Source organism: Binatus sp. (SeqCode) (assembly GCF_049584895.1).
Taxonomy (GTDB): Bacteria; Desulfobacterota; Binatia; order Binatales; family Binataceae; genus Binatus.
This window is the reverse complement of the sequence record NZ_JBAUYR010000103.1, coordinates 13,240-33,830: the sequence shown is the minus strand read 5'-3', so window position 1 is coordinate 33,830 and position 20,591 is coordinate 13,240. Positions and strand designations below refer to the sequence as shown.

Annotated in this window: 22 protein-coding genes and 1 pseudogene; 16 read left to right on the top strand and 7 right to left on the bottom strand. The window is 56.9% G+C overall.

Annotated features, from left to right (window positions below; genetic code table 11):
• Positions 1-420: 420 nt before the first annotated feature.
• The 3 genes from WB650_RS18620 to WB650_RS18610 all read left to right on the top strand — a co-directional run bounded on the left by WB650_RS18620 (position 421) and on the right by WB650_RS18610 (position 4,989).
• On the top strand, positions 421-2,214 hold the full coding sequence (locus WB650_RS18620) for an AAA family ATPase (protein WP_423961566.1): 1,794 nt from the start codon (positions 421-423) through the stop codon (positions 2,212-2,214).
• A gap of 229 nt (positions 2,215-2,443) precedes the next feature.
• Positions 2,444-2,878: a hypothetical protein gene (locus tag WB650_RS18615; RefSeq protein ID WP_423961565.1), complete on the top strand. Its 435-nt coding sequence runs from the start codon at positions 2,444-2,446 to the stop codon at positions 2,876-2,878.
• On the top strand, positions 2,839-4,989 hold the full coding sequence (locus tag WB650_RS18610; RefSeq protein ID WP_423961563.1) for a hypothetical protein: 2,151 nt from the start codon (positions 2,839-2,841) through the stop codon (positions 4,987-4,989). The genes WB650_RS18615 and WB650_RS18610 overlap by 40 nt, the downstream gene beginning before the upstream one ends.
• 61 nt (positions 4,990-5,050) lie before the next feature.
• Here the strand turns inward: WB650_RS18610 and WB650_RS18605 are convergent, their stop codons facing one another.
• Positions 5,051-6,145 carry a hypothetical protein gene (locus tag WB650_RS18605; RefSeq protein ID WP_422303921.1) on the bottom strand — a complete coding sequence of 365 codons (1,095 nt, stop codon included), beginning with the start codon at positions 6,143-6,145 and terminating at the stop codon, positions 5,051-5,053.
• Between the two features lie 162 nt (positions 6,146-6,307).
• Here WB650_RS18605 and WB650_RS18600 point away from each other — a divergent pair, with 162 nt between their 5' ends.
• From WB650_RS18600 to WB650_RS18585, 4 genes are all read left to right on the top strand, one after another.
• Positions 6,308-7,093 carry a hypothetical protein gene (locus WB650_RS18600; protein WP_423961561.1) on the top strand — a complete coding sequence of 262 codons (786 nt, stop codon included), beginning with the start codon at positions 6,308-6,310 and terminating at the stop codon, positions 7,091-7,093.
• Positions 7,094-7,815: 722 nt separating this feature from the next.
• The gene (locus WB650_RS18595; RefSeq protein WP_423961559.1) at positions 7,816-7,938 is read left to right on the top strand and encodes a hypothetical protein; all 123 of its coding nucleotides are present in this window, start codon (positions 7,816-7,818) and stop codon (positions 7,936-7,938) included.
• Between the two features lie 6 nt (positions 7,939-7,944).
• The gene (locus WB650_RS18590) at positions 7,945-8,316 is read left to right on the top strand and encodes a helix-turn-helix transcriptional regulator (protein WP_423961558.1); all 372 of its coding nucleotides are present in this window, start codon (positions 7,945-7,947) and stop codon (positions 8,314-8,316) included.
• Positions 8,317-8,717: 401 nt separating this feature from the next.
• Positions 8,718-9,800 (top strand): tyrosine-type recombinase/integrase, encoded by a 1,083-nt coding sequence (locus WB650_RS18585; RefSeq protein WP_423961556.1) that lies wholly within the window; start codon positions 8,718-8,720, stop codon positions 9,798-9,800.
• A gap of 25 nt (positions 9,801-9,825) precedes the next feature.
• On the opposite strand, the gene WB650_RS18580 is transcribed toward WB650_RS18585, so the two are convergent.
• Entirely contained in the window at positions 9,826-10,578 is a 753-nt protein-coding gene (locus WB650_RS18580; RefSeq protein ID WP_423961555.1) for a TIR domain-containing protein, read from the bottom strand.
• 464 nt (positions 10,579-11,042) lie between these two features.
• On the opposite strand from WB650_RS18580, the gene WB650_RS18575 reads away from it, so the two are divergent.
• A complete protein-coding gene (locus tag WB650_RS18575) occupies positions 11,043-11,474 on the top strand; it encodes a hypothetical protein (RefSeq protein WP_423961553.1) in 432 nt (143 codons plus the stop codon).
• Positions 11,475-11,908: 434 nt separating this feature from the next.
• Here WB650_RS18575 and WB650_RS18570 read toward each other — a convergent pair whose 3' ends face one another.
• Positions 11,909-12,136, bottom strand: a complete 228-nt coding sequence (locus tag WB650_RS18570; RefSeq protein WP_423961552.1) for a hypothetical protein — start codon at positions 12,134-12,136, stop codon at positions 11,909-11,911.
• Positions 12,137-12,526: 390 nt separating this feature from the next.
• Here WB650_RS18570 and WB650_RS18565 point away from each other — a divergent pair, with 390 nt between their 5' ends.
• The 7 genes from WB650_RS18565 (at position 12,527) to WB650_RS18535 (ending at position 18,460) form a co-directional block, all read left to right on the top strand.
• Positions 12,527-14,311, top strand: coding sequence for a phage tail tape measure protein (locus tag WB650_RS18565; RefSeq protein WP_423961550.1), 1,785 nt, complete (start codon positions 12,527-12,529; stop codon positions 14,309-14,311).
• Between the two features lie 17 nt (positions 14,312-14,328).
• On the top strand, positions 14,329-14,517 hold the full coding sequence (locus WB650_RS18560) for a hypothetical protein (RefSeq protein WP_423961548.1): 189 nt from the start codon (positions 14,329-14,331) through the stop codon (positions 14,515-14,517).
• 24 nt (positions 14,518-14,541) lie between these two features.
• Complete coding sequence (locus WB650_RS18555) at positions 14,542-14,844, top strand: hypothetical protein (RefSeq protein ID WP_423961546.1); 303 nt, start codon at positions 14,542-14,544, stop codon at positions 14,842-14,844.
• Positions 14,844-15,500: a hypothetical protein gene (locus WB650_RS18550; protein WP_423961544.1), complete on the top strand. Its 657-nt coding sequence runs from the start codon at positions 14,844-14,846 to the stop codon at positions 15,498-15,500. The genes WB650_RS18555 and WB650_RS18550 overlap by 1 nt, the downstream gene beginning before the upstream one ends.
• Positions 15,497-15,946, top strand: coding sequence for a hypothetical protein (locus WB650_RS18545; protein ID WP_423961542.1), 450 nt, complete (start codon positions 15,497-15,499; stop codon positions 15,944-15,946). The genes WB650_RS18550 and WB650_RS18545 overlap by 4 nt, the downstream gene beginning before the upstream one ends.
• A 546-nt stretch (positions 15,947-16,492) precedes the next feature.
• On the top strand, positions 16,493-17,983 hold the full coding sequence (gene terL / locus WB650_RS18540; protein WP_423961541.1) for a phage terminase large subunit: 1,491 nt from the start codon (positions 16,493-16,495) through the stop codon (positions 17,981-17,983).
• A gap of 210 nt (positions 17,984-18,193) precedes the next feature.
• Positions 18,194-18,460, top strand: coding sequence for an RNA recognition motif domain-containing protein (locus tag WB650_RS18535; protein WP_423961539.1), 267 nt, complete (start codon positions 18,194-18,196; stop codon positions 18,458-18,460).
• A 30-nt stretch (positions 18,461-18,490) separates the two neighbouring features.
• On the opposite strand, the gene WB650_RS18530 is transcribed toward WB650_RS18535, so the two are convergent.
• From WB650_RS18530 to WB650_RS18520, 3 genes and pseudogenes are all read right to left on the bottom strand, one after another.
• Complete coding sequence (locus WB650_RS18530; protein ID WP_423961568.1) at positions 18,491-18,703, bottom strand: hypothetical protein; 213 nt, start codon at positions 18,701-18,703, stop codon at positions 18,491-18,493.
• Positions 18,704-18,724: 21 nt separating this feature from the next.
• A pseudogene (locus WB650_RS18525) lies at positions 18,725-18,853 on the bottom strand (helix-turn-helix domain-containing protein); the annotation flags it as partial.
• A 5-nt stretch (positions 18,854-18,858) separates the two neighbouring features.
• Positions 18,859-19,236 (bottom strand): hypothetical protein, encoded by a 378-nt coding sequence (locus WB650_RS18520; protein ID WP_423961537.1) that lies wholly within the window; start codon positions 19,234-19,236, stop codon positions 18,859-18,861.
• Positions 19,237-19,909: 673 nt separating this feature from the next.
• Between WB650_RS18520 and WB650_RS18515 the strand changes: the two genes are divergently transcribed.
• A complete protein-coding gene (locus WB650_RS18515; RefSeq protein ID WP_423961535.1) occupies positions 19,910-20,113 on the top strand; it encodes a hypothetical protein in 204 nt (67 codons plus the stop codon).
• 81 nt (positions 20,114-20,194) lie between these two features.
• On the opposite strand, the gene WB650_RS18510 is transcribed toward WB650_RS18515, so the two are convergent.
• Positions 20,195-20,533 (bottom strand): hypothetical protein, encoded by a 339-nt coding sequence (locus tag WB650_RS18510; protein ID WP_423961533.1) that lies wholly within the window; start codon positions 20,531-20,533, stop codon positions 20,195-20,197.
• Between the last annotated feature and the right edge of the window lie 58 nt (positions 20,534-20,591).

Below are 20,591 nucleotides of genomic sequence, written 5' to 3'. Positions count from 1 at the left end.
CGCTAAGACTCCGTGTCCGAGGGTTTTCGATCTCGATTAGGGGTGGGCCGCTTGTAGTTCGGATCGGAGCCCGTCTCATTTGAGCGCATCAATTCGATAGCAATTCTCGCAGCCGCTCGAATTTCGCTTCAGATGGAATTTTTAGTGGACAGGTCGCTACGAAATTGTCGATCTCTTGGTGGTGGGGGAAGAAACAGGTCTGGCTCGCCGTCGACCGCGAAGAGAGCTCGAAGAGCAAGGAAGCAAAGGGTCCGTAATTGATCGCTTCGCTCCTCCATGGGACGACGGAAGAAGGGGGAGCGGAGAATCGCGAGCCAACATACCGATTTGAATCCCTTTCCGCACTTCTCGTCAGGAGTATTCTGAAAGCCAAAACTGAGCTGGGACACAACGGCCTTGCATGTGACGGCGGAGCTGACGATGGTTAAACGGGTCAAACTAAACTCCCTCGAAATAAAGAACTATCTAGGAGCGGGCGAAGGAATCTTGCGCCTCCATCTGGATGGCAATCACGCCGTCTTATGCGGTCCCAACGGTAGTGGAAAGACTACTCTGCTGTCGGCTCTGGATCATTTGAGACGGATCAACTGGACTTCGGCCATGCAGTCGTGGTCCCAGGGTCAGAACCCCTCGCAATTAACGTTGTGGGAGTGGTTCGACGCCCGGCCCCACTTGACGGCCCAACTTTTTCACACCGGCTCGGACAGGTTCGAGGTCTGTGTCAATTTCTTACTTCCGAGCGGTCTCGACGTTCATCGCCGCCTCGAGCCCATAGTCCCTGTTTTCGAACGGGCGCTGCGAAATCTCTCAGGTCAAAAGCTGGAAGTCACGGCAACTAGTGTGGATCCTATTCGCGTGGCATATGGGATAGTCGCGCGGAACGATCAGAAGGCCCAACTCGAAAAAATTAGTCTAGACGATCGCGAAGTGTTCAGACTTGGGCAGTCAACGAAATTTGCTTCTCTAGTACCGCCTAAAGAACAAATCCCGTGGGCACATCGTTACAATTTGCCGATCGACGATCCACGAGACATGTTTGAGCCCTTTAAGTCCCTCTTAGATCGCATCGTCTATTTCCCTTCAAGTCGTCAACCTCGTGTCGGGTCTGACGGAAACGCCGGGTTCATGGCAGGGGGAGAGGGCCTCGTCACTTGGCTGAGTTCGGCTACCAATCCAGATCCGAGGGACATTGAATCAGAACTGCGCCACAACTTACTCCAAGCTTTTGAAGCCGAATTTGCGAACTTCGTCGGTTGCCAGAGAGTGTCTCTGTCGGTTCCGCAGTTCGCGACGCCGCCGCAAAACAACGAACAGCCTGAAATCAACGTCACGCTCGACGGACGGTTGCGCCTAATATCGCAGCTGGGTGCCGGTATAGGTGAATCGCTCATCATCATGTTGATTGCCAAGCTGTCACAGGAGTGGCACTTCCCGCCCATCGATATACTCCTTTTGGAAGAGCCGGAGCTCCACATTCATCCGACCATGCAAAGGAAATTACTCGATCGCCTCGCAGACTATGGGGTCCAATTGATTGCGACGACGCACAGTCCGACCGTTTTGAATTGGTTTGTGCGCAATAGCGGTCGAGTATTTCGAACAGAATTTGAAGAAGTGGAGAAGCGAACTGCAGTCAATGAGGCACATGATCTCGCAGAACTGCGCTACCTTCTCGGCAGCATCGGCGCGTCCCCTGCCGATGTGCTTTTAGCGGACAGGGTCCTCTTGGTCGAAGGACCAAACGATATACCCGTCTTCCAAGCCTTTCTTGAAAAGGCTCCATCACTGAAAGGTCAAAACATTCCAGTCCTTTCGTTGGGCGGGACGACTGCTGCGGGCAGAAATTTTGATGCAAGTCTTTGGACCAACTTACATCCGAAGATTTGGGCAGTCCTCGACAGCGAACGCCGAGGGCCGAACAAAACCGCTGCACGGAGCCAATCGACTGTCAAAGCGAGTTTGGAAGTGGCCGGAATTTCCTGTCATCTAACGGAGTTGCGAGCGACTGAGAACTACTTAACACCTCGCGCGCTGAAGGTCGTCTACCGCAAGGCTCCCGCTGCGATTGAACCTTTCGGAGATCCGAATTTGGCGACGCAGGGAGTAAAGCAGTTTGACAAGCGCCGCAACGGCGAAGTCGCCCGGGCGATGGAATGGAACGAAGTTGGTAACACCGACTTGGGAATCTACCTCGAAAAGTTCCTCCGAAGCTGAAGCCGACATGTCCGACATCAACACGGCATTCAGCGAGATGTCGATGGATCAGCCCGGCTATCGATTTCCATTTGAATAGTGACCATCTGAAGCAGGGCAGGCGCAACTCGACTGTCAACACCGACTTCGGGTCAGTCCAAAGCTTTTCCGCGCCGGCGATAGTGGAGGGTTTCCTGTAGAAACCGGGCAATGTGCGCTATGGTCGCGACTTCTGCCAGACTAGATCCGTATGCATTCGGACGCAGCTACGATCCAATCACCAGAAATATCGGGCGGCAGCGGGTTCACATTCGAAGATGCTCCGGTTGCGATCTATCTCGGAGCGCTTCTTGGGGAGGAATCTGGTCCCGCCCTCGGAGGCCGCATTGTAACGCGGGTCGCTGTGCAACAGGCCGCGTTTGGAGAACCGCTCGACGACCTGATCGTTGACGGACTGGCATCCGACGATTCTCTCGCGCGACTGAGTCTGCAAGTCAAACGCCAGCTGACCATCAGCGCCGCAATTAGCAACATCGATTTCCGTGAAATCGTAACACGCGCTTGGGCGACGATGGCGAAAGAAGACTTTCGCGAAGACACCAATCGCGTCACTTTGCCACTCGCGACGTCGCAAAAGATCTGGAAATGGGATATCGTGAACGGAGCTTTGGCAACAGCAACCTGATCGGATTCAGCGATGAGTCCGACATTCGCCACGCAAATTCGGTTGCAGCCGCCAATGAGCGGCCAGCACGACAAATGGAAATTCGTTGGCTCGCACCGCTCTTCGTGCTGAGCGCTGACGAGCAATTGCGAACACGCGCTCAGGCGGCGATCACGGCATTCCCGAGCGATTTGCCATTCGAGTCTGAAGAGGAGAAAGCAGACGAAGCTCGTATAGCCTGGCTTCGTCGCACGGCAGAAATTTGGTCGGAATTGGGAAAGCCCGGTAACTATCACGCCGTTCAAGCGGAGGACGGCTCCGGGTTACTGATAAAGATGGAGAGTCCCGCCGCTTCGGATCCGGACGTCATTGCAGGCGCGCAGCGCATGGCACGGATGAATGAGCAGCTCACTCTGCTCTCATGGGCGCGGATGTCGTTGGAGTCAGGCGCACTTTCGGCAGAGTTGTCACTGCCTGACGCCCTGCTGAGAGCGAAGGCGACGGACCGTCGCGATTTGTTCACCGAGCCACACGGCGGGATAGATGATGCCAGCATGGCGCGAAATGCAGTAGCAGGAATCAGCGCAGCCGTCCTGCTATGTGCCGGCGAAATCGATCTTGCCGTCCTTGACTGGGCAACAGACGTGACCTTGCGTGCGTGTAAGACTCCGGAAAAGTACGACGCGACCTGGTTCGCCGGTTCGAAGCACCTAGATCATCCTTGCTTGTTTGCAGTAGACGGTGTTCTCGGGCTAATCCGCCGAGGCATCGACCAGGAGAGAGCAACAGGTGCCTTGCTGGAGCTTGGAGGGCATGCTCTCGAAGAAGTCTCAGAAAAGGCAATTGGCGCTGGACTATCTTTGTGGGAAACAGACACGAAACTCGCTTGGGCTGCTCTGAATCTAGGGATTCAACTCTCGATAGGCTCGAGCAGAATCTCCACTTCTCCCTATGGCGACAACCAAGCGCGCAGGGATCGGGTAGGCGCTGCCGTTCAACATGCCGTCAAGGAACTCTGCGCGGTGGAACCTCGCACTTCACTCCCAGACGTTCCACCAGCGTGGATCTTTGCTCCGCGTCCCCTTCAGGAAGACACGTTCTCTGACGGCTCTCGGAGCAGCGAACCCATTTGGCGCGACCCCGATGAGTTTCTGCGATGGGACTTTTTGCCAAAGGTACTCGCGAAGATCCCGATTCAACAGGCCTTAGCTGATGCTGAGCGCGGTCCCGCTCTACTAGCCTTTTCCTATCAACTTCTGGACTGGACCAATGAACGGCTGAGCCCCTCGTGGATGACCGAAGATGCCGAGCGGAGGGATCACCGTTCCACTGAGCTCCTCGAATGGAGGCGACAGTTTTGCTGGTTTCTCGGGAGACTGGCGCTCGTGCTTGATCCCGAGGAGGTGCGGCGCCGAATCCTAGATCCAATCTTTGCTTACGAAGACGAGATCGCAGCCTCCCTCATCAGTCCGCTGGCTAGTGTTCTTGCGACAGGCGGCATCATGGACGCGCTGACAGTTTCCATCAATGCAATACAGTACCTGCAAGCTTGCGAACAGCGGATTCTGATGGATCGAGCATGGGAGATGGCTCACCACCGTGATGGAAGGATCTTCGAACATGACCTACCCTCAATCGTCCGTGTTCTGATGTTCGCTACCGGTTTGCAAGCGAGTGGTTCAGTGCGCTTCGCGAATGGTGACTGGCGAGAGGTCGGCGTGATTCTACCGCTCACTGATCCACTTATCCGCTCGGTGGGTGATATTTCTCTTGTAATGTTTTCGTTCCTGACGCTCTGCGAGAACGCGATCGAACACTATCCCGCTGCAGTCTTTGTGGATCAGATTGCCGTTGTCTTGAACATGCAGGAAGGCATGCCGATTGGGTGGCGCGGAACTAGCATTCCAAGCCGCATCGCGGCGCTCGTACATGCCTTTGCTGAGATGTCGCAGCCTCTTCCAACGCTTCTAGCGCAGGGCATGCTTCGAGTTCTCGACCGCCTTGTTGATATGGGTGACCGCCGAAGTGCAGCACTCCAGACCAGCGAAATTTTCAAAGACGTGCGACATGAGGAGTCACGGTCTCTACTAAAACAAAATCGAGGGATAAATCAGAAGTCGACGCCGAATTGAACGTCTTCGGTTACCCTGATCTTTGCTTTGGCCTCCCCGAGAGGCGCACGGATTCGAGATTTCAACCGCCTTCGATTTCGTCAGCACGCTTGCGCTTACGGTATGCGCGTCGCTGCGCTGTCCATCGGCAACGCTTTGAACAGTAGAGCGTTTGTTGATGAGCGCCCGCTACAAACGGGCTTCCGCAGACTGGGCAGCGCTTGATTTGGCCTTTAGGAACGTCCTCCAGTGCCATCGCAGCGAATGCTGCCAGCAATGAGCCGGCATAGAGGCGTGGCACGACGCCGACACCAGATTGGAGTCCGTAGGTGAAGCCGATCGGAGTCAGCAAAGGGTCTAGAAAGGCTTCGAGTGCGAACATCCTTTGCTGGTCTACCTGAGATCGTGGGTTTTTCTTCAGCGCCATGGCGTCAACCGACAGTCGCAGCATATGGGCGGCAAACAGAAAATCGGAGAGAGATTCTCCATACTCGGACCAGAACTTTGGAGTCAGCGGTAGCGGATAGCGATGTGTTTTCCACTCGTCTGAGATATCGGGTCTGGCGACTTTCGGGAAAAAGTGTGCCAGATGCTGCAATGATTCGTAGGTGCCGCGCTGAGTCAGAACTCCTGGCTCTATGGCGCCGCGGCTGGCAGTCGGAAGCCTAGATTCGCTCCATCCGCGCGACGTTCTAGCATATTGGACTTGCCATTGGATGCTTGAGGGAGGCCGATTGCCGGCCTTTTTATGAACGATCGCATCCGACTTAGGAAATTTTTCGACGTGCGGAGCGAGAACCACTTGGGAAATCGAATGGGGCATCAATCCTAGCAAACCTTGCTCATGGCACCATTGGACGATCATTGTCTTGCTATCGTCCATGAGTTGTTCCGAATGACTGACCCAGATGCTCGAGGGAATTTCTGACAATCGTTTAACGATCGGGGTTTTACATCGCAGTCTGCCCACCATATCAAGGAACCTTCGATACGGTGATTCGATACTCTGTCCAACGACGCGCCGGTCGCGCCCCCATTGCGCCCAGGGATCGTATTCAATGAGCTTCGCTCCGCCAGCCGGCAAGATGTGTAGTGACCGGCGAATGAATCCAGCCTCACAGATCCTATAGCGGTCGAATTTCCACCACTTACCGCCGAGTAGTCCGTTTTTTTGCATCTTCTCATGCTCCCCTAGTGTGTAGTACAAAGTCAGCTATTTGTACTATACATCTTATTTGTTAGCTTAGTCTCTTGGTGAAGGCAATTCGCGACATGAGCAGACAACGCGAAAGCGCACATCAAGCGTTGTTGATGAGGCGGGTGAAGTAGGTTTGACCCGATGAAACTTTCAGAGACATTGCACGGCGTAGGGCGCCCGATCGCGTACCTTCCGGGTGTGGCGAAATTTCTGGGCGGGGTCAAAGCCGGCCTTCTCTTCTGCCAGCTTTTTTACTGGGGCGAGCGAACCGAATCGGGCTGGTTTTGGAAATCTCAAGAGGAATTGGCCGACGAGACGGGCTTGACTATCGACGAGCTGCGGGCTGCGCGAAAGGAGCTAACCGAAAAGGGCGTCCTGCAGTCCCACTATAAGCGAATTGAGCATCGGCTCTACTTTAAGATCGACCGTCAGCGGCTTGACGAGCTTTGGGTCACACGCAATGGCCAGCTTGGAAGTCCCCAGATGGCTGACCGGAAAATACCGGATGGCGACGTGGTGAAATCAGATCTCGATAGATCTGATCCAGAGACTACAACAGAGACTACGCAGATACCTGAACGCAATGGACGTCATCTTAGCGTGGTGCCCAAGAAAACGGAGTCAGAGACTGAAACTGTCACGCCCGAAGACCTGATCGAAGCTTGGAACGAATACTGTGTGCCACTCGGACTTCCAGCGGTAACCGAGCTTTCGAGGAACCGCCGCAAAAAAGCACTCGCAAGGATACGTGAACATCCGCTTCCGAATTGGTGGGAAGTCGTCTTTGAGCGTATCAGCCAATCACCATTCCTGAAGGGGCAAATTAACCCTTCGGCTTCTTTTGAAAGGCCGTTTCAAGCGAAGTTCGACTGGCTCCTTGAGGAAGACAACGCGCTGAAGGTCTACGAGGGCCAAATCGGTGGCTAGGTTGCGGCCACGTACAGAAGTAAGTGGCGCTGGCGGCGGCTCGACAGCGACCTCGGCAGTCTGCGGTACTTGCAGCCGCAATCTCACTCGGGAGTGCGAATGGCCTGCTACTTGGGAGGTATTTCATTGCCACGGTCAATCGAAGGCGGGAGTGGCGCATCATCACACCCGACAGACTTATGGCGACTGTTGGAAATGCAGCAATCCGTTAGGTTGTGCACGATGTTCGGCACGCACGAGAGGAGAGGTCATGTGCTCGCGATGCCGGACCTGGGGAACGCGAGAGGCTTTCATCGAGCAGGGTCTGCTTGGCGGCCAGATGATCCAAGACTATCCGATGGAATGGCATGACGATTATTTCGCCGCGCGATCACTTCGCGATCGAGGAACGGCGCTCGCATAGAGCGCACGAGGTTAGCGGGAGAGTGCATGAAAGCACAGTCGGTATTGGATATCGATTGTTGAGCGACCGGCTGGCAGACGCGATCAGCTAGTGGGGATAGGGGGATCAAATCTCTGGGAGTCAGCGAGCGTTGACCGCTTAGCAGCCACAAACGCGTGGTCGCGAAATGGAGGGGGGTGGGGGATCGGGTTTGATTTTTTGGCTATGGAGCTTTTGCCGACAACAGCCGAGCGAGCTTCGCATTGTCCAACAATCGATTGCCTCGCCTTCCGTAATGACGTCGTCGCCGCGCACTACGCGCGCGTCAGGAACGATGCCGATGATTGAAGTTCGCATCCAGACGATGCCGCAGTCGGGCTCGAGCTGGCCGTGCGACGCGCGCGCGCAAAGGATGGCCGTGCTCGAGCATACGCTCGACGTTCCCTATCCGGGCGAATGGTAAAGGCGAATGGATCCCTCAACCGAGCAACGCATCGCGGCTGTTCCAAGCCTGGAGGATATCGCCCGCGATCCGCGATGCCTCGCTGCGCTCGAGAGGACATCGCTTTCAGCCTTGCTAGTGCGAACCGCTGTAGTGCAGAGCGCGCTGGCCGCGCAGCTCGCGAGCGTCGAGGCCCACCGAAGCGTTTCGAGCGCGGCGAGGGTCGACGCTGACGATCAGATGCTGCGCGTCGACGAGGCGGCCGCTATGCTTCGTCGCAAACCGCAATGGATCTATCGCAACGCCGCACGACTGCCGTTCGTTAAGCGCATCTCGAGCAAATCGTTGCTCTGCTCGAAGAATGGCATTTCCCACTGGCTTGCGACCAGAAAGGCGTGATTGACGCATTGATATCCAGAATGCTAAATATCTGGATATGGCAAACAAGAATGCGGAAACCAAGAAGACAAGCGTCGAGCTGCCGGCAGCGTTGTGGAAAGCGGCGCACGTAAGAGCCATGGACGAAGGGCGCGACCTTAAGGACGTGATCGCGTCGGCGCTCGAGCTCTACCTCAAGAGCACGAGAAAGCAGGGGGGGCGCGATGAGAAGCGCTCGAGGAATCGGCTCCGTCTATCAGCCAAGTTATGTCGACAAACAGACTCACGAGCGCAAGAAGTCGGCCGTTTGATGGATCTCGTACTATCACAAGGGCAAGAAGTGCCGAGAATCGTCGCGCGACGATCGGATCGACCCTGAGACCAGCAAGCTCGTAAACGAAGGCACAAGCCACGCGGCCGCGATGAAGCTGCTGAAGAAGCGGCTCGGCGAGGTCGCCCAGGGCAGGCCCGTCGGCCGCAGCGTCGAGCGGACTACTTTCGGCGAAGTCGCGGAAATGCTGGTCGGTGACTACAAGGCTAACGGCCGGCGTAGCATCGACCGCATCGAAGGCGCTCTTTCGCATCTGCGCGGATATTTCGACAATGACTGCCGCGCGATGGAGATTACGAGCGATCGAATCACTGCCTACAAAGCCTCGAGACTGGAAAAGGGCGCGGCCGCGGCGACGATCAATCGGGAGCTCGCGGCACTGAAGCGGGCGCTCAAACTCGCGGAGATCGCCGGCAAACTCGCTGCCCGGCCGCATGTTTCGATGCTGCACGAAGCGAATCGGCGAAAGGGATTTTTCGAAGCTGAGGAGTTCAGGGCCGTCCTGTCGGAACTCCCGGTAAGCGACCTCGAGGTCGAGGCGTTTCGTGCGCGCCGGCGCGATGAGGGTCTGTCACCGGCGAAGATTAATCATGAGCTCGGAATGGTGAAGCTCGCGGCGGCCGACATTCGGCCTGTTCTTAAGGTCGCATACATTACCGGCTGGCGAATCACTTCGGAGATTTTGACCAGGCAGAAGCATCACGTCGACCTCGAGGCCGGATGGTTGCGGCTCGATCCAGGTGAAAGCAAAAACGGCGAAGGCCGAATGTTCCCGTTGACGTCGGACCTGCGCGAGACCTTGGCAGCTCAGCTCGAAAGAACGCGGGCCTTCGAAAAGGAAACCGGGCAGATCATTCCCTGGCTGTTTCATCGCGAGGGCAGACCCATCGGCTCTTTCCGTAAAGTGTGGATGAGCGCGTGCGAACGTGCACGCCTGGCCGGCAAGATTCCCCATGACTTCAGGCGGACAGCCGTTCGAAACCTTGAGCGCGCCGGCGTACCGCGATCGGCGGCAATGGCGATGGTCGGGCATCGTACGCAGAGCATTTACTCGAGGTACGCGATCGCAGATGAGACGATGCTCAAAGACGGCGCCGTGCGGCTGGCGGCGCTCCACGCCGCAGACGCTCAGCGGCCGTCGAAGGTTATCCCTTTGCCACTTGCTAGGAATTAAGTCAGAAACAAGTTGAGCGTTGGCTTCAACCGCGGATGAGCGCTATCTCGGGGGACTTTCTACGGAAGTCGGGTACGCTTAGGTATGTTTGCTGCGTCAGAGGACGTTCTGTAGTCATCGCGACGATCTTGTATCGCGCACCTTTCTTAGTAGCAGCGTTGCCAAGGTGGATCTTCGTCGCCTTCGCGCCGACCTTGATCGGCGCCTGACGCCACCATTTCCCATCGTGAGCGTAAACCAAAACTTCCACGATGCGCCGAGCAGGCTCCAACAGCAGCGGCACCTGGGTCTCGGTTGGAAAGCTTTTGCCGTCCAGCGCACGGTTTATGTGCGGTTGTTCGAGTCGCTTGAGAAACTCGTCGATCATGTCGCAACCGTTAAGCATTGACTGTTTCCATTGCCACGGCGTCATTTTGGCCATCGGCTCGAGACTAGTGAGTTTCATCGCTTGGAAGCGCGTGATTTCTGGGTACCGCTTGACGTCGCAAGGTTCGAGATAGGCCCAGAAGATCATGAGTCCCCGGGTCTTACTAGCCTGAACGAGACGAGGCAATTCCTTTTGGATGATGTAATCCGAGGCGAGGAAGTTGTCGCTGACCATCAGGACTGCAGCGGCTGCTTCCTTCATCGCTGCCTCGATCTGCCGCTCCCAATCGCCTGCCTTGATGTCGCGGTCTGACCAAAACTGCATCTTCTCGGCGCGGGCCAGCGGCTTGGATACGATCTCGAATCGCCTTCGCCATTCTTCATCTCTGTGACTGTAGCTGACGAAAATCATTCACAGTACTCCTACTTCTGCGCTGCGCGCGGATACGACCTCTCAAAATGGGCACGGTACGGGCAAGGTTGAGAGGATCCCCCCGGCGAGCCGACCTTCTATTGTCGGAAAAAGCCTTTAATGCGCTGCTTATTTTTGGTGGGCAGGGAGTGAATCGAACACTCGACACAAGGATTTTCAGTCCGGTCGGATCCTGTAGACCATGGGGCGTCATCGGTCTCTATCCAGTCAAATCTTGAGGTTTCGCCCTTTGGGCAAGCATCACGGCGGCACTATTTTGCACATGCCGCCGGATGCTTCTGCCCATGTAGTGCCCATGTCGAACGCTTAGAGCGTGGATTCTATTCGCGTTCGGTCTCAAGGACATCGAAAAAACGAACTTCAAATCAGGCACGCGAAAACTCTGCTAGTTTTCGCGCGACGTCGAGAATATCGGCGAATTGAAGATTCGGAGAACGTATTCGATGGAAAAACAAAATGACGTGAAACCCAGGCCGCGCGTGCGTTTGACAAACGGTCTCCGACTCATAGCAGGCGCCGCCGGGATCGAAGTCGACGAGGCTATCAGCGCCCGATTATTCGAACTCTCCGACGATGAATTCAATGCGTTGCTCCAGCGGATCGCCGCCGATCTAGGTGCGACTCTTCGCGGCCTCGAACGTCCGGGCGCGCCCTCAATCGAGATTCAGCTCGAGAATTTTCAAGCTTGGCAGTCTGGAAAAGGCGCCGAGTACTACCGCTGGTCTTCTGACGCGATGGAAGCGTTGCGAGCTCGACTGATGGAGTTGGGACCGGGGTGCGAACTCATCCCGTGCTACGCAATGAGCGTTGGGGTGAAATTGCCGAACGGCAAGCTGCTCTTGATAAATCGTCGCGGCGAGGAAACCAAAAACTGAAAAAGGAACGGCCGCAACGGTTGGCGCCGCGCGGCCGAGAGGAGAGAGAACGGAACGCAATGAGTATCGACAACCTACCAGACAGTCAGCGTGCCTATCGCAACGATCTGCGCGGCGAGATAAACGCTATCGCGAATTGCAATCTGACATCCTTTCAAGGTGTCGAGGGGCTGTCGCTGCATCCCTCTAACCTCCTCGTAAGACCGCCAAATTACAACGAAGACCCCTATCAGCGGTGCTTCATACCGCGCGAAGTTTTCGACGACCTGGTACAGCACGAGAAGCGATTCGGGCGCGTCTCGCGGATGGCAACGGAAGACCGAGCGGTGTCCGGGGTTGATCTCTTGCGCGATAATTCGTGGCCCTTCTGTCGCGACTGCCTCCTTCCGTTTGTAACGCTCCTAAATGGCCATCACCGCACAGGCTATTGGGTCTCACGGATCGAAGACGGCGCGGAACTTTGCGAATCGTGCTGGCTCACAGAACATTTCGCCGGCGACCATGTGCAAATGATCGAGCATGTCCTGCGATGCGACATCGGCGACGATTCGAGGTTGATTCGCGTCTACCTCCGACGCGGGTTTGACGCCGAAGCCATCATATTTCAAACCACCGAAGGCTACTGGAGATCGCCTGGACTCTTCGAACTGCTCAGGCTGCATCGGGTCAGCTTGACGGAGTGCGCGGGAGTCATTCTGCGGATGATCAAAGCGCTGATTGCCGAGGTGAAAGCCGATGATCGATCAGATTATTTCCGCTGCGCGAGGGTATCGAAAACACTCACTTCTGGCACGCGAACCGCGTGCTACGCCTGAAAATATGGCTTCCTCGGAACTCCGCGAAATCTACCACGCCCTACAGGCAGAGCACGTCGCGATGCGAGCGCAGATTGACGCGTCGATGCGTGAGTTTAAGCGAGCGTTCAAGAAGTGTCTGCCCCGTGACGAAGCCGCGCTCGCGTCGAAGTTTCGCGCGATTCTTGAAGCGCTCCGCGCTTGTAGATCTGCCGCAGGTCCGATAGCCGCGGAAAAATTGGGGTCATTGTGAGTAGCTTGACTGAACTTTTCATTCGGCTCACCGCGATCGATCGCGCGTCAAAGCCTATCGCGGCTCTTACCGGCCAGATCGAGAAGCTAAACAAAGCCGGCGCCGCTACCCGCGCTGCAGGCGCGCACATGATGGCGGTAGGCGCGGGTGTTGCTGCTATCGGCGCGGGCGTGGGCTACGGACTTCTGAAAACGGTCGAGGCCGCCTCGATCATACAAGATCAAATGGCGCGGCTTCAAACGGTCGTCCCGGCGGGCGCGGCCGGAGTCGAAGAATTAGCCGCGGCGCATAAGGCAGCCGTCGATACTGCCACTCATCATGCGATTTCAGAAGAACAGGTTATAAAGCAACTTTATTTGGGGAAAAGCGCCGGTTTTTCGATGGCGACGTCGATCGCGTCGATGAACACGGCATCCGCACTGGCCATCGGGCTCGGCGGCGATATGGAAGAGACGCAGCGGACCCTCAATCTTGCCTACATAAATTTCAAAGATCCGGCGAAGAGTGCCGAACAGAATTTCAAGGCGCTCGGCGATGTGATGGCGTACGCCACGCGACAATTCGATTACAAAAACATCGAGGAATTGCGTTCGCAGATGGAGTTAGCGACGCCGACCGCGTTGGCGGCCGGTATGGGATCGCCGCAGGGCATGAAGGACATGGTCGCGATCCTGGCTGATTTCACGCGACATGGTCTGACTGGATCGATAGCTGGTGCCGCGTTTGAGGAATCGCTGCACGGCGTTCTCAAGATGTCGAAGACGCTCGGGATTGCCTTGGTGCACAATAAGGAAGGCGGCCTCGACTACATGAAGAGTCTGGAGGCGATTCGGACTCATTTCATCAGCCTGTACGGTTCGATGAGCGCAATTCCGACCGGCGCCCTGGCTGAGATTCAGAAAACATTCGGTATCCGCGGGCTGCGCGCACTGTTGCTGGATCCTGCCGAGATGGAAGGGATGCGGGGACAGCTGGACAACGTGGCGGGTGCGGCCGCCGGCGCGCAAGCGATTATGGAGAGAACGCCGGGCGCGCAGTGGCAGATTCTCACTCAGAAATTTTTCGCGCTCGAGGAACTGATAGGAACCGCGCTGACGCCGACCGTAATCAAGCTGATGAGTTATCTGGGCCGGGCGATAGACTTCGTTCTGAGGTTTGCGACCGCCCATCCGCAGCTCGTAAAATTTGTGGCGCTGTTCGCTGCGATGGCGGCCGGTCTCGCTGTAGTAGTCGGCGGTGCTATCGCGCTAGGAGGCGCGTTGCTGGTCGTCGCGTCGTTCGGATCGACGATCGGCACAGTCGTAGCCTCTATCGCTGGTATCGGCCTCGCGGTCGCCGGCGTCGTGGCTGCGGTTGCCACCTGGTTTCCCAAACTTTTCGACAGCGGCTTGCACCTGGTCAAGATGTTGGCCGATGGCATCATGTCGGGAGCGCATTGGGCGATCGAATCCATCGAGGGCGTCGTGAAAAAAATTCGTGATTTTTTGCCTTTTTCGCCAGCCCGCACGGGCGCATTGAAAGACATCCACAGGATCAAAATCGTCGAGCAAGTGGCTTCCGCCATTCGTCCCGACGCGGCGGTGCGCGCGATGAAGCGGACTATGGCGGCCGTGGCTTTCTCGACTGCGCTCGCATTGCCGGGCGCTGCCGCTGCCTCTGGTGCCGGACCGTCAGCCGCCCCCATCACGATCAACATTATTGTGCAAGGCGACGTGACGGAGCGGAACATGTCTGCATTGGTCGACCGCATAAAACATGAATTGGAAAACCGCTCGCGGACGGATTTCTAAAAGGGGTTGTGGGGTGGATGAAGGGGGGAATCTTTTTCGCGCTGGTGTTTTTCGGATTGCTGGCCACCGCGACCGCAACCGTGACTCCCACACCGACGCCCACCGCGAGCCCGACGGCAACACCAACTGCTACGCCGACGCCGGCAGCATCAAATTGGGCGTTCACGGGATTTGCTCGGGCGATCGGGGATATCCGGATGTGGTGAAAAAAAGCAAGGGAGGAATTTCTAATGGCAAATTATAAGTATACGAACGAGGGTACCAAATCCGCAGTTGCGGAGGCCTTATCGACCGCGACACTCGCAGACGCGGTTTCGATGGACGGCCCACATACACCGCTACACAGCGACGCGACGGCCGCCAGTCACTTCGCGTCTGCAATGACGGCTGCAGCGACCGCCTTGGCGTCACTGGTCGGGACCGCGAGCCGTGTGCGCGTCGTTGTGACCGGAAGCAACGATCCGAACACGTCCGCGCCCCATCCGGGAGCTGCGGCCAGCAAGATCCAAATTTCCGTGATCGAGGTGTGGTGATGGACGAGAAGAATTTCGACGCGATGATTGACAGTTATGTCGAGAACGATCCGCGCGAGTATCTCAAGGCTGGTCGGAAACGAACCGACGACGATCAGCGCACGGATATTTCCGCCGATGATTTCACGCGAATCGCCGGTCCGGTGCGACAGAGGCTTGCGACGCGGGCTGAAGCGCCGGTGAAGCGACGCGACTATGCGAGAATCGATGCTCTGCTCGCAGAATACGCCGCGGACCTTCGCGCCGCGATCGGATTTGAAAGGCGCGCTGGGATTTTGAAGCCATGGAATGTAGCTGACACATTCGAGCCATGGTTTCGTTCGCTCGATGACCACGGATGGCGCGCCCCAGAAAAAAGCGCGATCAAGTCAATGCTTGAACAGGGCGACGAGATCGTAGCTGTCGATTTCCGTACCGTGACAATGAAGCGGCGGACGATCACCCGGGAGGACGTTCGTCAATTCGCGTTGGATCAGCGCCCGCGGTGGCAGGTCGATTTGCCGGACAGTATGCGCCCGTCAGAATTTTTGGCCTGGGCCGGATTTCCTACCGACGAGGCGATCGAAAAACTCGAAGCCATGGCAGTTCACGTAGAGCGTCAAGGGCTCATTCGCACGTCGGGGCCGCGGCATATGGTCGGGAAGGAATACGAATGATCGGGGTTTGCATCGGCGGAATCGCGATCGAGCTTTACGATCGACAGGGCAATATTTCAAGGAATGCGAAACAACAACAGGGAGTGAACACGGTGGACATTAGCTTAAACGATTCCGATATCAAAGTCGCGCGCAACATGGGAATCGATCCCAAAGCGGTCGCCAGGCTGAAGTATAAGCACGGAAAGGGCGGGCTCGCAGGTGTGGCTTTGCTCGGAAAGGGCGGCTATCTCGGGACCGGCCTCGGGACCGGCCCGATTCCGCCGACCGACGCTGGTTGGCTCAACGACGAGCCTGGTGTTCCGATTCGCGACGTGCGCGAAAAGGAAAATAGCGACGACGAAGACGTGCGACGGCCGGATGGAAGCATCGGCAAGCCGGTGCAGCAACTAGGGATAGGCATTGTCTATCCAAACGGCGACACGAACGTTACGAAACGAAAATGAACAAAGCGTTGCGGCGGAGTGCGCTCCATTCCGAAAGGATCGCTGATTGCCATCGGCGGTTCCCCCGCGGCAAAAAGCCGGGCAAACGCGTTCTCGCAGATGCGGGGAAGCGGGTTGTCCTCCCCGCCTCCCTGCCCGGCTGATTTTAAAGAATGGAAACTGCAAATCAGATGACGCCTGCAAAGACTCAGCCGCGCGGCTTGGCGCGAAAACGGGACCAAGTCGTCCGCCGGCTGACTCTCAGATACGAGAGGCTGAGCGGATCCACAGATCAGCGGCTGCGACCGGCATTCCGGAGCTTGGCAATCGTCACTCTGATGCTGGAGCGGGCGTATTCCACGCTTCGCGATCGAGAAAGCCTGCTCAATTCCGATGGGGAACTCTGCGCAAGTTTGGATGCGGTACGAAGGATGGCGGCCACGCAGGCAGACCTTTTGCGGACTTGCGGTCTGACCGCAGCGTCGATTTCGGATCGCGGTGACCGCAGTCTCGATGCCGTGTTTGAGCGGATTTCGAAGGTGCGGAAGGTGCGGGAAGGTGCGGCGAGTGGTGGGCAGAGTCCAGCAATTTAATCACGCGCGCCAGGACCTCGCGGCCTACTCAGCGGCGATGTATCCGAAATTCGAGCTGCCCTCGCATCTGCGCATCCTTGTCCAGGTGCTCGAACGAGTTCAGCGCGGCGAACTCGATCGGGTCATCATCTGCATGCCGCCCAGGCATGGCAAGTCGATGACGACGAGTCAATTGTTTCCGGCGTGGTATTTGGGCAGGAATCCGAGCAAATCGATCATCGCCAGCTCGTACGGCCAAGAACTCGCGAGCGATTTCGGCCGGCGCGTTCGCAACTTCGCCAGCGAACGGCTGCATCGTCAAATCTTTCCTGAATGCGTAATCGCCGACGATAGCGATAGTGTTCATCGATTTCATACGACTGCCGGCCGTGCGTACTACGCAGTTGGAGCCGGCGGACCGCTGACCGGTCGGGGTGCCGACCTGCTGCTGATAGACGATCCGATCAAGAGTGCCGACGATGCCCGATCGCCCGTGTTCCGGCGTTCACTGCAAGACTGGTACGAATCGACCGCCTACACGAGGTTAGAACCGGCTGGCGCCGTCGTCCTCATTCAAACTCGATGGCACGAAGCAGACCTCGCGGGATGGCTGTTGCGGGAACACGCGAGCGAAGGATGGAAGGTTATCTCACTGCCGGCAATCGGCGAGACCAACGAAGGATGGCGTAATGAAGGTGATCCGCTGTGGTGTGAGAGATTTCCGCTCGAGACGCTCGCGCGGATTCGTGAAGCTATCGGAACCGCTTCGTGGTCGGCGCTGTACCAACAGCGTCCAGTTTCAGAAGAGGGCGGTATCTTCAAGCGACAATGGTGGCGCGAGTACGCCGGCGCCGTCGAGTGCCACCGAACAATCTTCAGTCTCGACACAGCCTTTAAAGCCGGACTTAGTAACGACTTCTCAGTAGTCGCAATTGTCAGCGAGGCGAAGGACGGTTATTACATCCGTCACGTCAGCCGCGGCCGATGGGAATTTCCCGAGCTCAAGCGCCAGGCGGTAGCACTGGCAGAAATTTGGCGACCGAACGGCGTGTTGATTGAGGATGCCGCGAGCGGACAGAGCCTAATTCAAGCCTTGCGAGCCGAAACTCGATTGCCGATCCTGCCGGTCAGACCGATGGGCGACAAAGTCAGTCGCGCTCATGCGGTGAGTCCACTGATCGAGAGTGGGCGAGTGTTCGTTCCTGCCGAAGCATCTTGGCTTGCCGATTTCCTCGATGAGATGACGTCGTTTCCTGCAGCGCCGCACGACGACATGGTCGACGCGATCACGCAGGCGCTGAATTACCTGCGTGGCGAGGGCCGCGGCGAATATGCATTTACTTCGCTCAGCGAATGCGCGGCACCTGTCGGCGCGAGTGTGCTAGGCCGCCGAGAGCGCGAGTCCCGAGCCGACGACCTGCGCGCGGACCAAGCCCGCTTCGCGCGTCAGCGGCAACGCGCCAAACATTCCCGCTGGGCCTATTGATGGGCGTTCATCTGAAAAACGGGACAGCCACTAGGGAGATGCAGAGCCGAATAGTGATCGAGCGCGACGTGTGCGCTGTCTGCGGCATCGAGCCGCGCATTGTCCCCGGCTTTGTGTGCGGGATCAGCGGCTGCCCGCGAAAAACGAAGAAGATCAGAAAACCATTGCGGGCGTGGCTCGCAAAGAAAAGGTTCAGGGAGGGTTAGGAGAGTGGGATCGAGACATTTGGTGGACGAAGGGCGGTCGGGAACGCGAGTTTTTGTTGGCAACCTCGGCGCGATGAGCGAGCGCGAGCTGTCTGATCTTTTTCAGCCGTACAGTTGCACGGCTGCGGCAATCGTCGTCGATCCGACGGGGCGTAGTCGTGGCTTTGGATTTGTCGAGGTTGACGACTCCACTCGCGCGATTCTCGACCTGGACGGCCAGACGATCAACGGCCGGCGGTTGCACGTCGCGGTGGCTAAGCCGCGCCGGTAATCCCGCCGGAGCGAAGAAGCCCTTCAGTCGCTAACGGCCGGCGGCCGCAGCCATCTGATCGGACGGCAGCGCCAGATCGGGGAATTCCGCGGGCTCCGTGCTTTCGAAAGAAAACACCTTCGGCGGCGGCGTCCGCGGACGCCCGAGCTTCTTACCTGGTCGCGCGACGCGCTTCAGCTTCGGGATCTTTTGTGGCGCCGCTCCATTCGACAGCAGTTTATCCGCTCTGCAGCGCGCTTTCATGGTCGGGAAATGTATTCGAACGGCGCCGCCGAAGCGGCGCAAACCATCCGCGGCCGTGAACCGCTGGGAACTTATCCAATTGTACAACGTACCCGCACTGATCTGTAGGTACTTTGTCGCCTCCTCTATCGTTGCCCATTCCTGTTCCATAAAAATCACCGCCCAGTAGCAGCGTACGCAGCTATCCGCTCCATTTCGAAAACTCGCAGCAAACTAGCACCGGGAGCGGGCGCGGCTTTGGATACATCGCGCATGAGGACTGCGACACATTGGTCTATCTCTTGGATCCAGTCGCCCACGCCGATCTCTTTGATGTGCAGCGGATCTAAAATTTTCGCGATCGCTTCCAGGCAACGAAAGCGTCTCGCTTGCGCCCGGTTGAGGTTTTGTCCCTCCCACCATCCGTATTCAACCCTAATCTCGTCCAACAAACTCTTCTGTTGTCCCTGGTGGAGCTTCAGTTGTACCGCTGCCCCTAGGGCGAGTTTAGTGATTTCCCTGAACTCTTTTTCAACTGCGTCTTTCATTGCCATTTCTGTTCCACCCACGCGGCATTTTGATTCAAGCCGCGATTTATGAACGACTGACTATTCTTTTAATTACTATATGTCAATAGCTAATAACTAGTCTAGTTGCTAGGCTAATTACTAGCCCAGAAAATAGCTATTGACTATTTGGGGCTGAGATGCCCACACGCCCCGAGCGGTGATCCGCCCTTGGGGGGGGATTTAGTCGTCCCTGCGAGTATGTAGAATATCTAACGGCAGGAGAAACTATCTCCGGGGAAGCGAGGGGAGTTCTATGTGGAAACGGGACTTTTACGTCACGCTTATCGCGGCGGGTTGCGCCGTGATCGTGAATCTGGCGCTAAATGGGTTGACAGCGAATTGGCGGCTGTTCGTGCTACTGGCGGCGTTCGCGCTGATGGCTACAGGATTTCTTGGCCTAGCCAGTCTGGAGAGCGATCTACCCCTATGGCTCCGCTCGCGAAAATGGGCGCTACGCGAGATCGAGCGAATGGGGAAAGACCCGTCGCACCCACTTCACAAACCCTATTTCGCGGGATCGGCGGGATACAAAGAAATTTCGGACTGGGAGCATAAGCGCGCTTTAGGCGCGGTGCAGGCACTCTATGAAAGAGCGCATCTAGGACGATGGAAACACTCCCGACTTGGTTCTAAGAAAGAATCGTGAGGGTAGAGGGCAATGGCTCGAAATTTTAGTACGGCAATCGTGGTCGCAGCCGGTCTAATCGTTGCCGCGATGTTGATCGGCGGTATATACGATTCGCGTGCTTCGGGGGATGGGATTTTTCTTTGGCGCACCAACAAGTTCACGGGTGCGATTACCCTCTGCGTAGCTCACAGCGCGAGCGAGGGTCCGGTTTGCTTCAATGCGAAGTCGAACTAGTCCGCCAGTGTATCCGAAAGGTACGAGTACGGGCGCGTCGCAGTTTGGCGACTGAGGACGCAAGCGTTTCAAGCCAGAAGCTCAGACGGAATCACATTGCACGTCGTAAAACTGCAAATCAACCTGACCTATTCGGTAAGAGGTACGGCTAACGCAATTAACAACTGCGGAAGCGGCGATCTCGGCAATCGCGTCCGGCTGCCCCGCATGCGCCGGACCGATATGCGTTGTGAACGAGAAACGGCCGACGCCGGCTGGGCCGCTCTCATGAGCAAAGGCTGTAACCACCTCTTTCGTTAGAGCGTCTTGGTTCTTCTTCAGGAAGGCGAGTATCTCGCCCTTCATTGCGTCGCGAGAGCCTGGCCACGTCGATTTCATTTCGATAATGGGCTGCTTGACGTGGTGCCTAGCATTTTTCATAGAAACCCCCTTTTAGTCCGCTTAGCCTTGGCTGTGACTATTCGTTCGAATACCAGAT

Excerpts from the sequence above, each read along its gene's own strand:
- WB650_RS18600 (WP_423961561.1), top strand. The coding sequence starts at position 6,308 with ATGAAACTTTCAGAGACATTGCACGGCGTAGGGCGCCCGATCGCGTAC.
- WB650_RS18585 (WP_423961556.1), top strand. The coding sequence starts at position 8,718 with ATGAAGCTGCTGAAGAAGCGGCTCGGCGAGGTCGCCCAGGGCAGGCCC.
- WB650_RS18575 (WP_423961553.1), top strand. The coding sequence starts at position 11,043 with ATGGAAAAACAAAATGACGTGAAACCCAGGCCGCGCGTGCGTTTGACA.
- WB650_RS18620 (WP_423961566.1), top strand. The coding sequence starts at position 421 with ATGGTTAAACGGGTCAAACTAAACTCCCTCGAAATAAAGAACTATCTA.
- WB650_RS18510 (WP_423961533.1), bottom strand. The coding sequence starts at position 20,533 with ATGAAAAATGCTAGGCACCACGTCAAGCAGCCCATTATCGAAATGAAA.
- WB650_RS18595 (WP_423961559.1), top strand. The coding sequence starts at position 7,816 with ATGATTGAAGTTCGCATCCAGACGATGCCGCAGTCGGGCTCGAGCTGG.
- WB650_RS18545 (WP_423961542.1), top strand. The coding sequence starts at position 15,497 with ATGATCGGGGTTTGCATCGGCGGAATCGCGATCGAGCTTTACGATCGA.
- WB650_RS18560 (WP_423961548.1), top strand. The coding sequence starts at position 14,329 with ATGAAGGGGGGAATCTTTTTCGCGCTGGTGTTTTTCGGATTGCTGGCC.
- WB650_RS18550 (WP_423961544.1), top strand. The coding sequence starts at position 14,844 with ATGGACGAGAAGAATTTCGACGCGATGATTGACAGTTATGTCGAGAAC.
- WB650_RS18570 (WP_423961552.1), bottom strand. The coding sequence starts at position 12,136 with ATGCAGCCTGAGCAGTTCGAAGAGTCCAGGCGATCTCCAGTAGCCTTC.
- WB650_RS18615 (WP_423961565.1), top strand. The coding sequence starts at position 2,444 with ATGCATTCGGACGCAGCTACGATCCAATCACCAGAAATATCGGGCGGC.
- WB650_RS18580 (WP_423961555.1), bottom strand. The coding sequence starts at position 10,578 with ATGATTTTCGTCAGCTACAGTCACAGAGATGAAGAATGGCGAAGGCGA.
- WB650_RS18590 (WP_423961558.1), top strand. The coding sequence starts at position 7,945 with ATGGATCCCTCAACCGAGCAACGCATCGCGGCTGTTCCAAGCCTGGAG.
- WB650_RS18555 (WP_423961546.1), top strand. The coding sequence starts at position 14,542 with ATGGCAAATTATAAGTATACGAACGAGGGTACCAAATCCGCAGTTGCG.
- WB650_RS18610 (WP_423961563.1), top strand. The coding sequence starts at position 2,839 with ATGGGATATCGTGAACGGAGCTTTGGCAACAGCAACCTGATCGGATTC.
- WB650_RS18605 (WP_422303921.1), bottom strand. The coding sequence starts at position 6,145 with ATGCAAAAAAACGGACTACTCGGCGGTAAGTGGTGGAAATTCGACCGC.
- WB650_RS18520 (WP_423961537.1), bottom strand. The coding sequence starts at position 19,236 with ATGGCAATGAAAGACGCAGTTGAAAAAGAGTTCAGGGAAATCACTAAA.
- WB650_RS18530 (WP_423961568.1), bottom strand. The coding sequence starts at position 18,703 with ATGAAAGCGCGCTGCAGAGCGGATAAACTGCTGTCGAATGGAGCGGCG.
- WB650_RS18515 (WP_423961535.1), top strand. The coding sequence starts at position 19,910 with ATGGCTCGAAATTTTAGTACGGCAATCGTGGTCGCAGCCGGTCTAATC.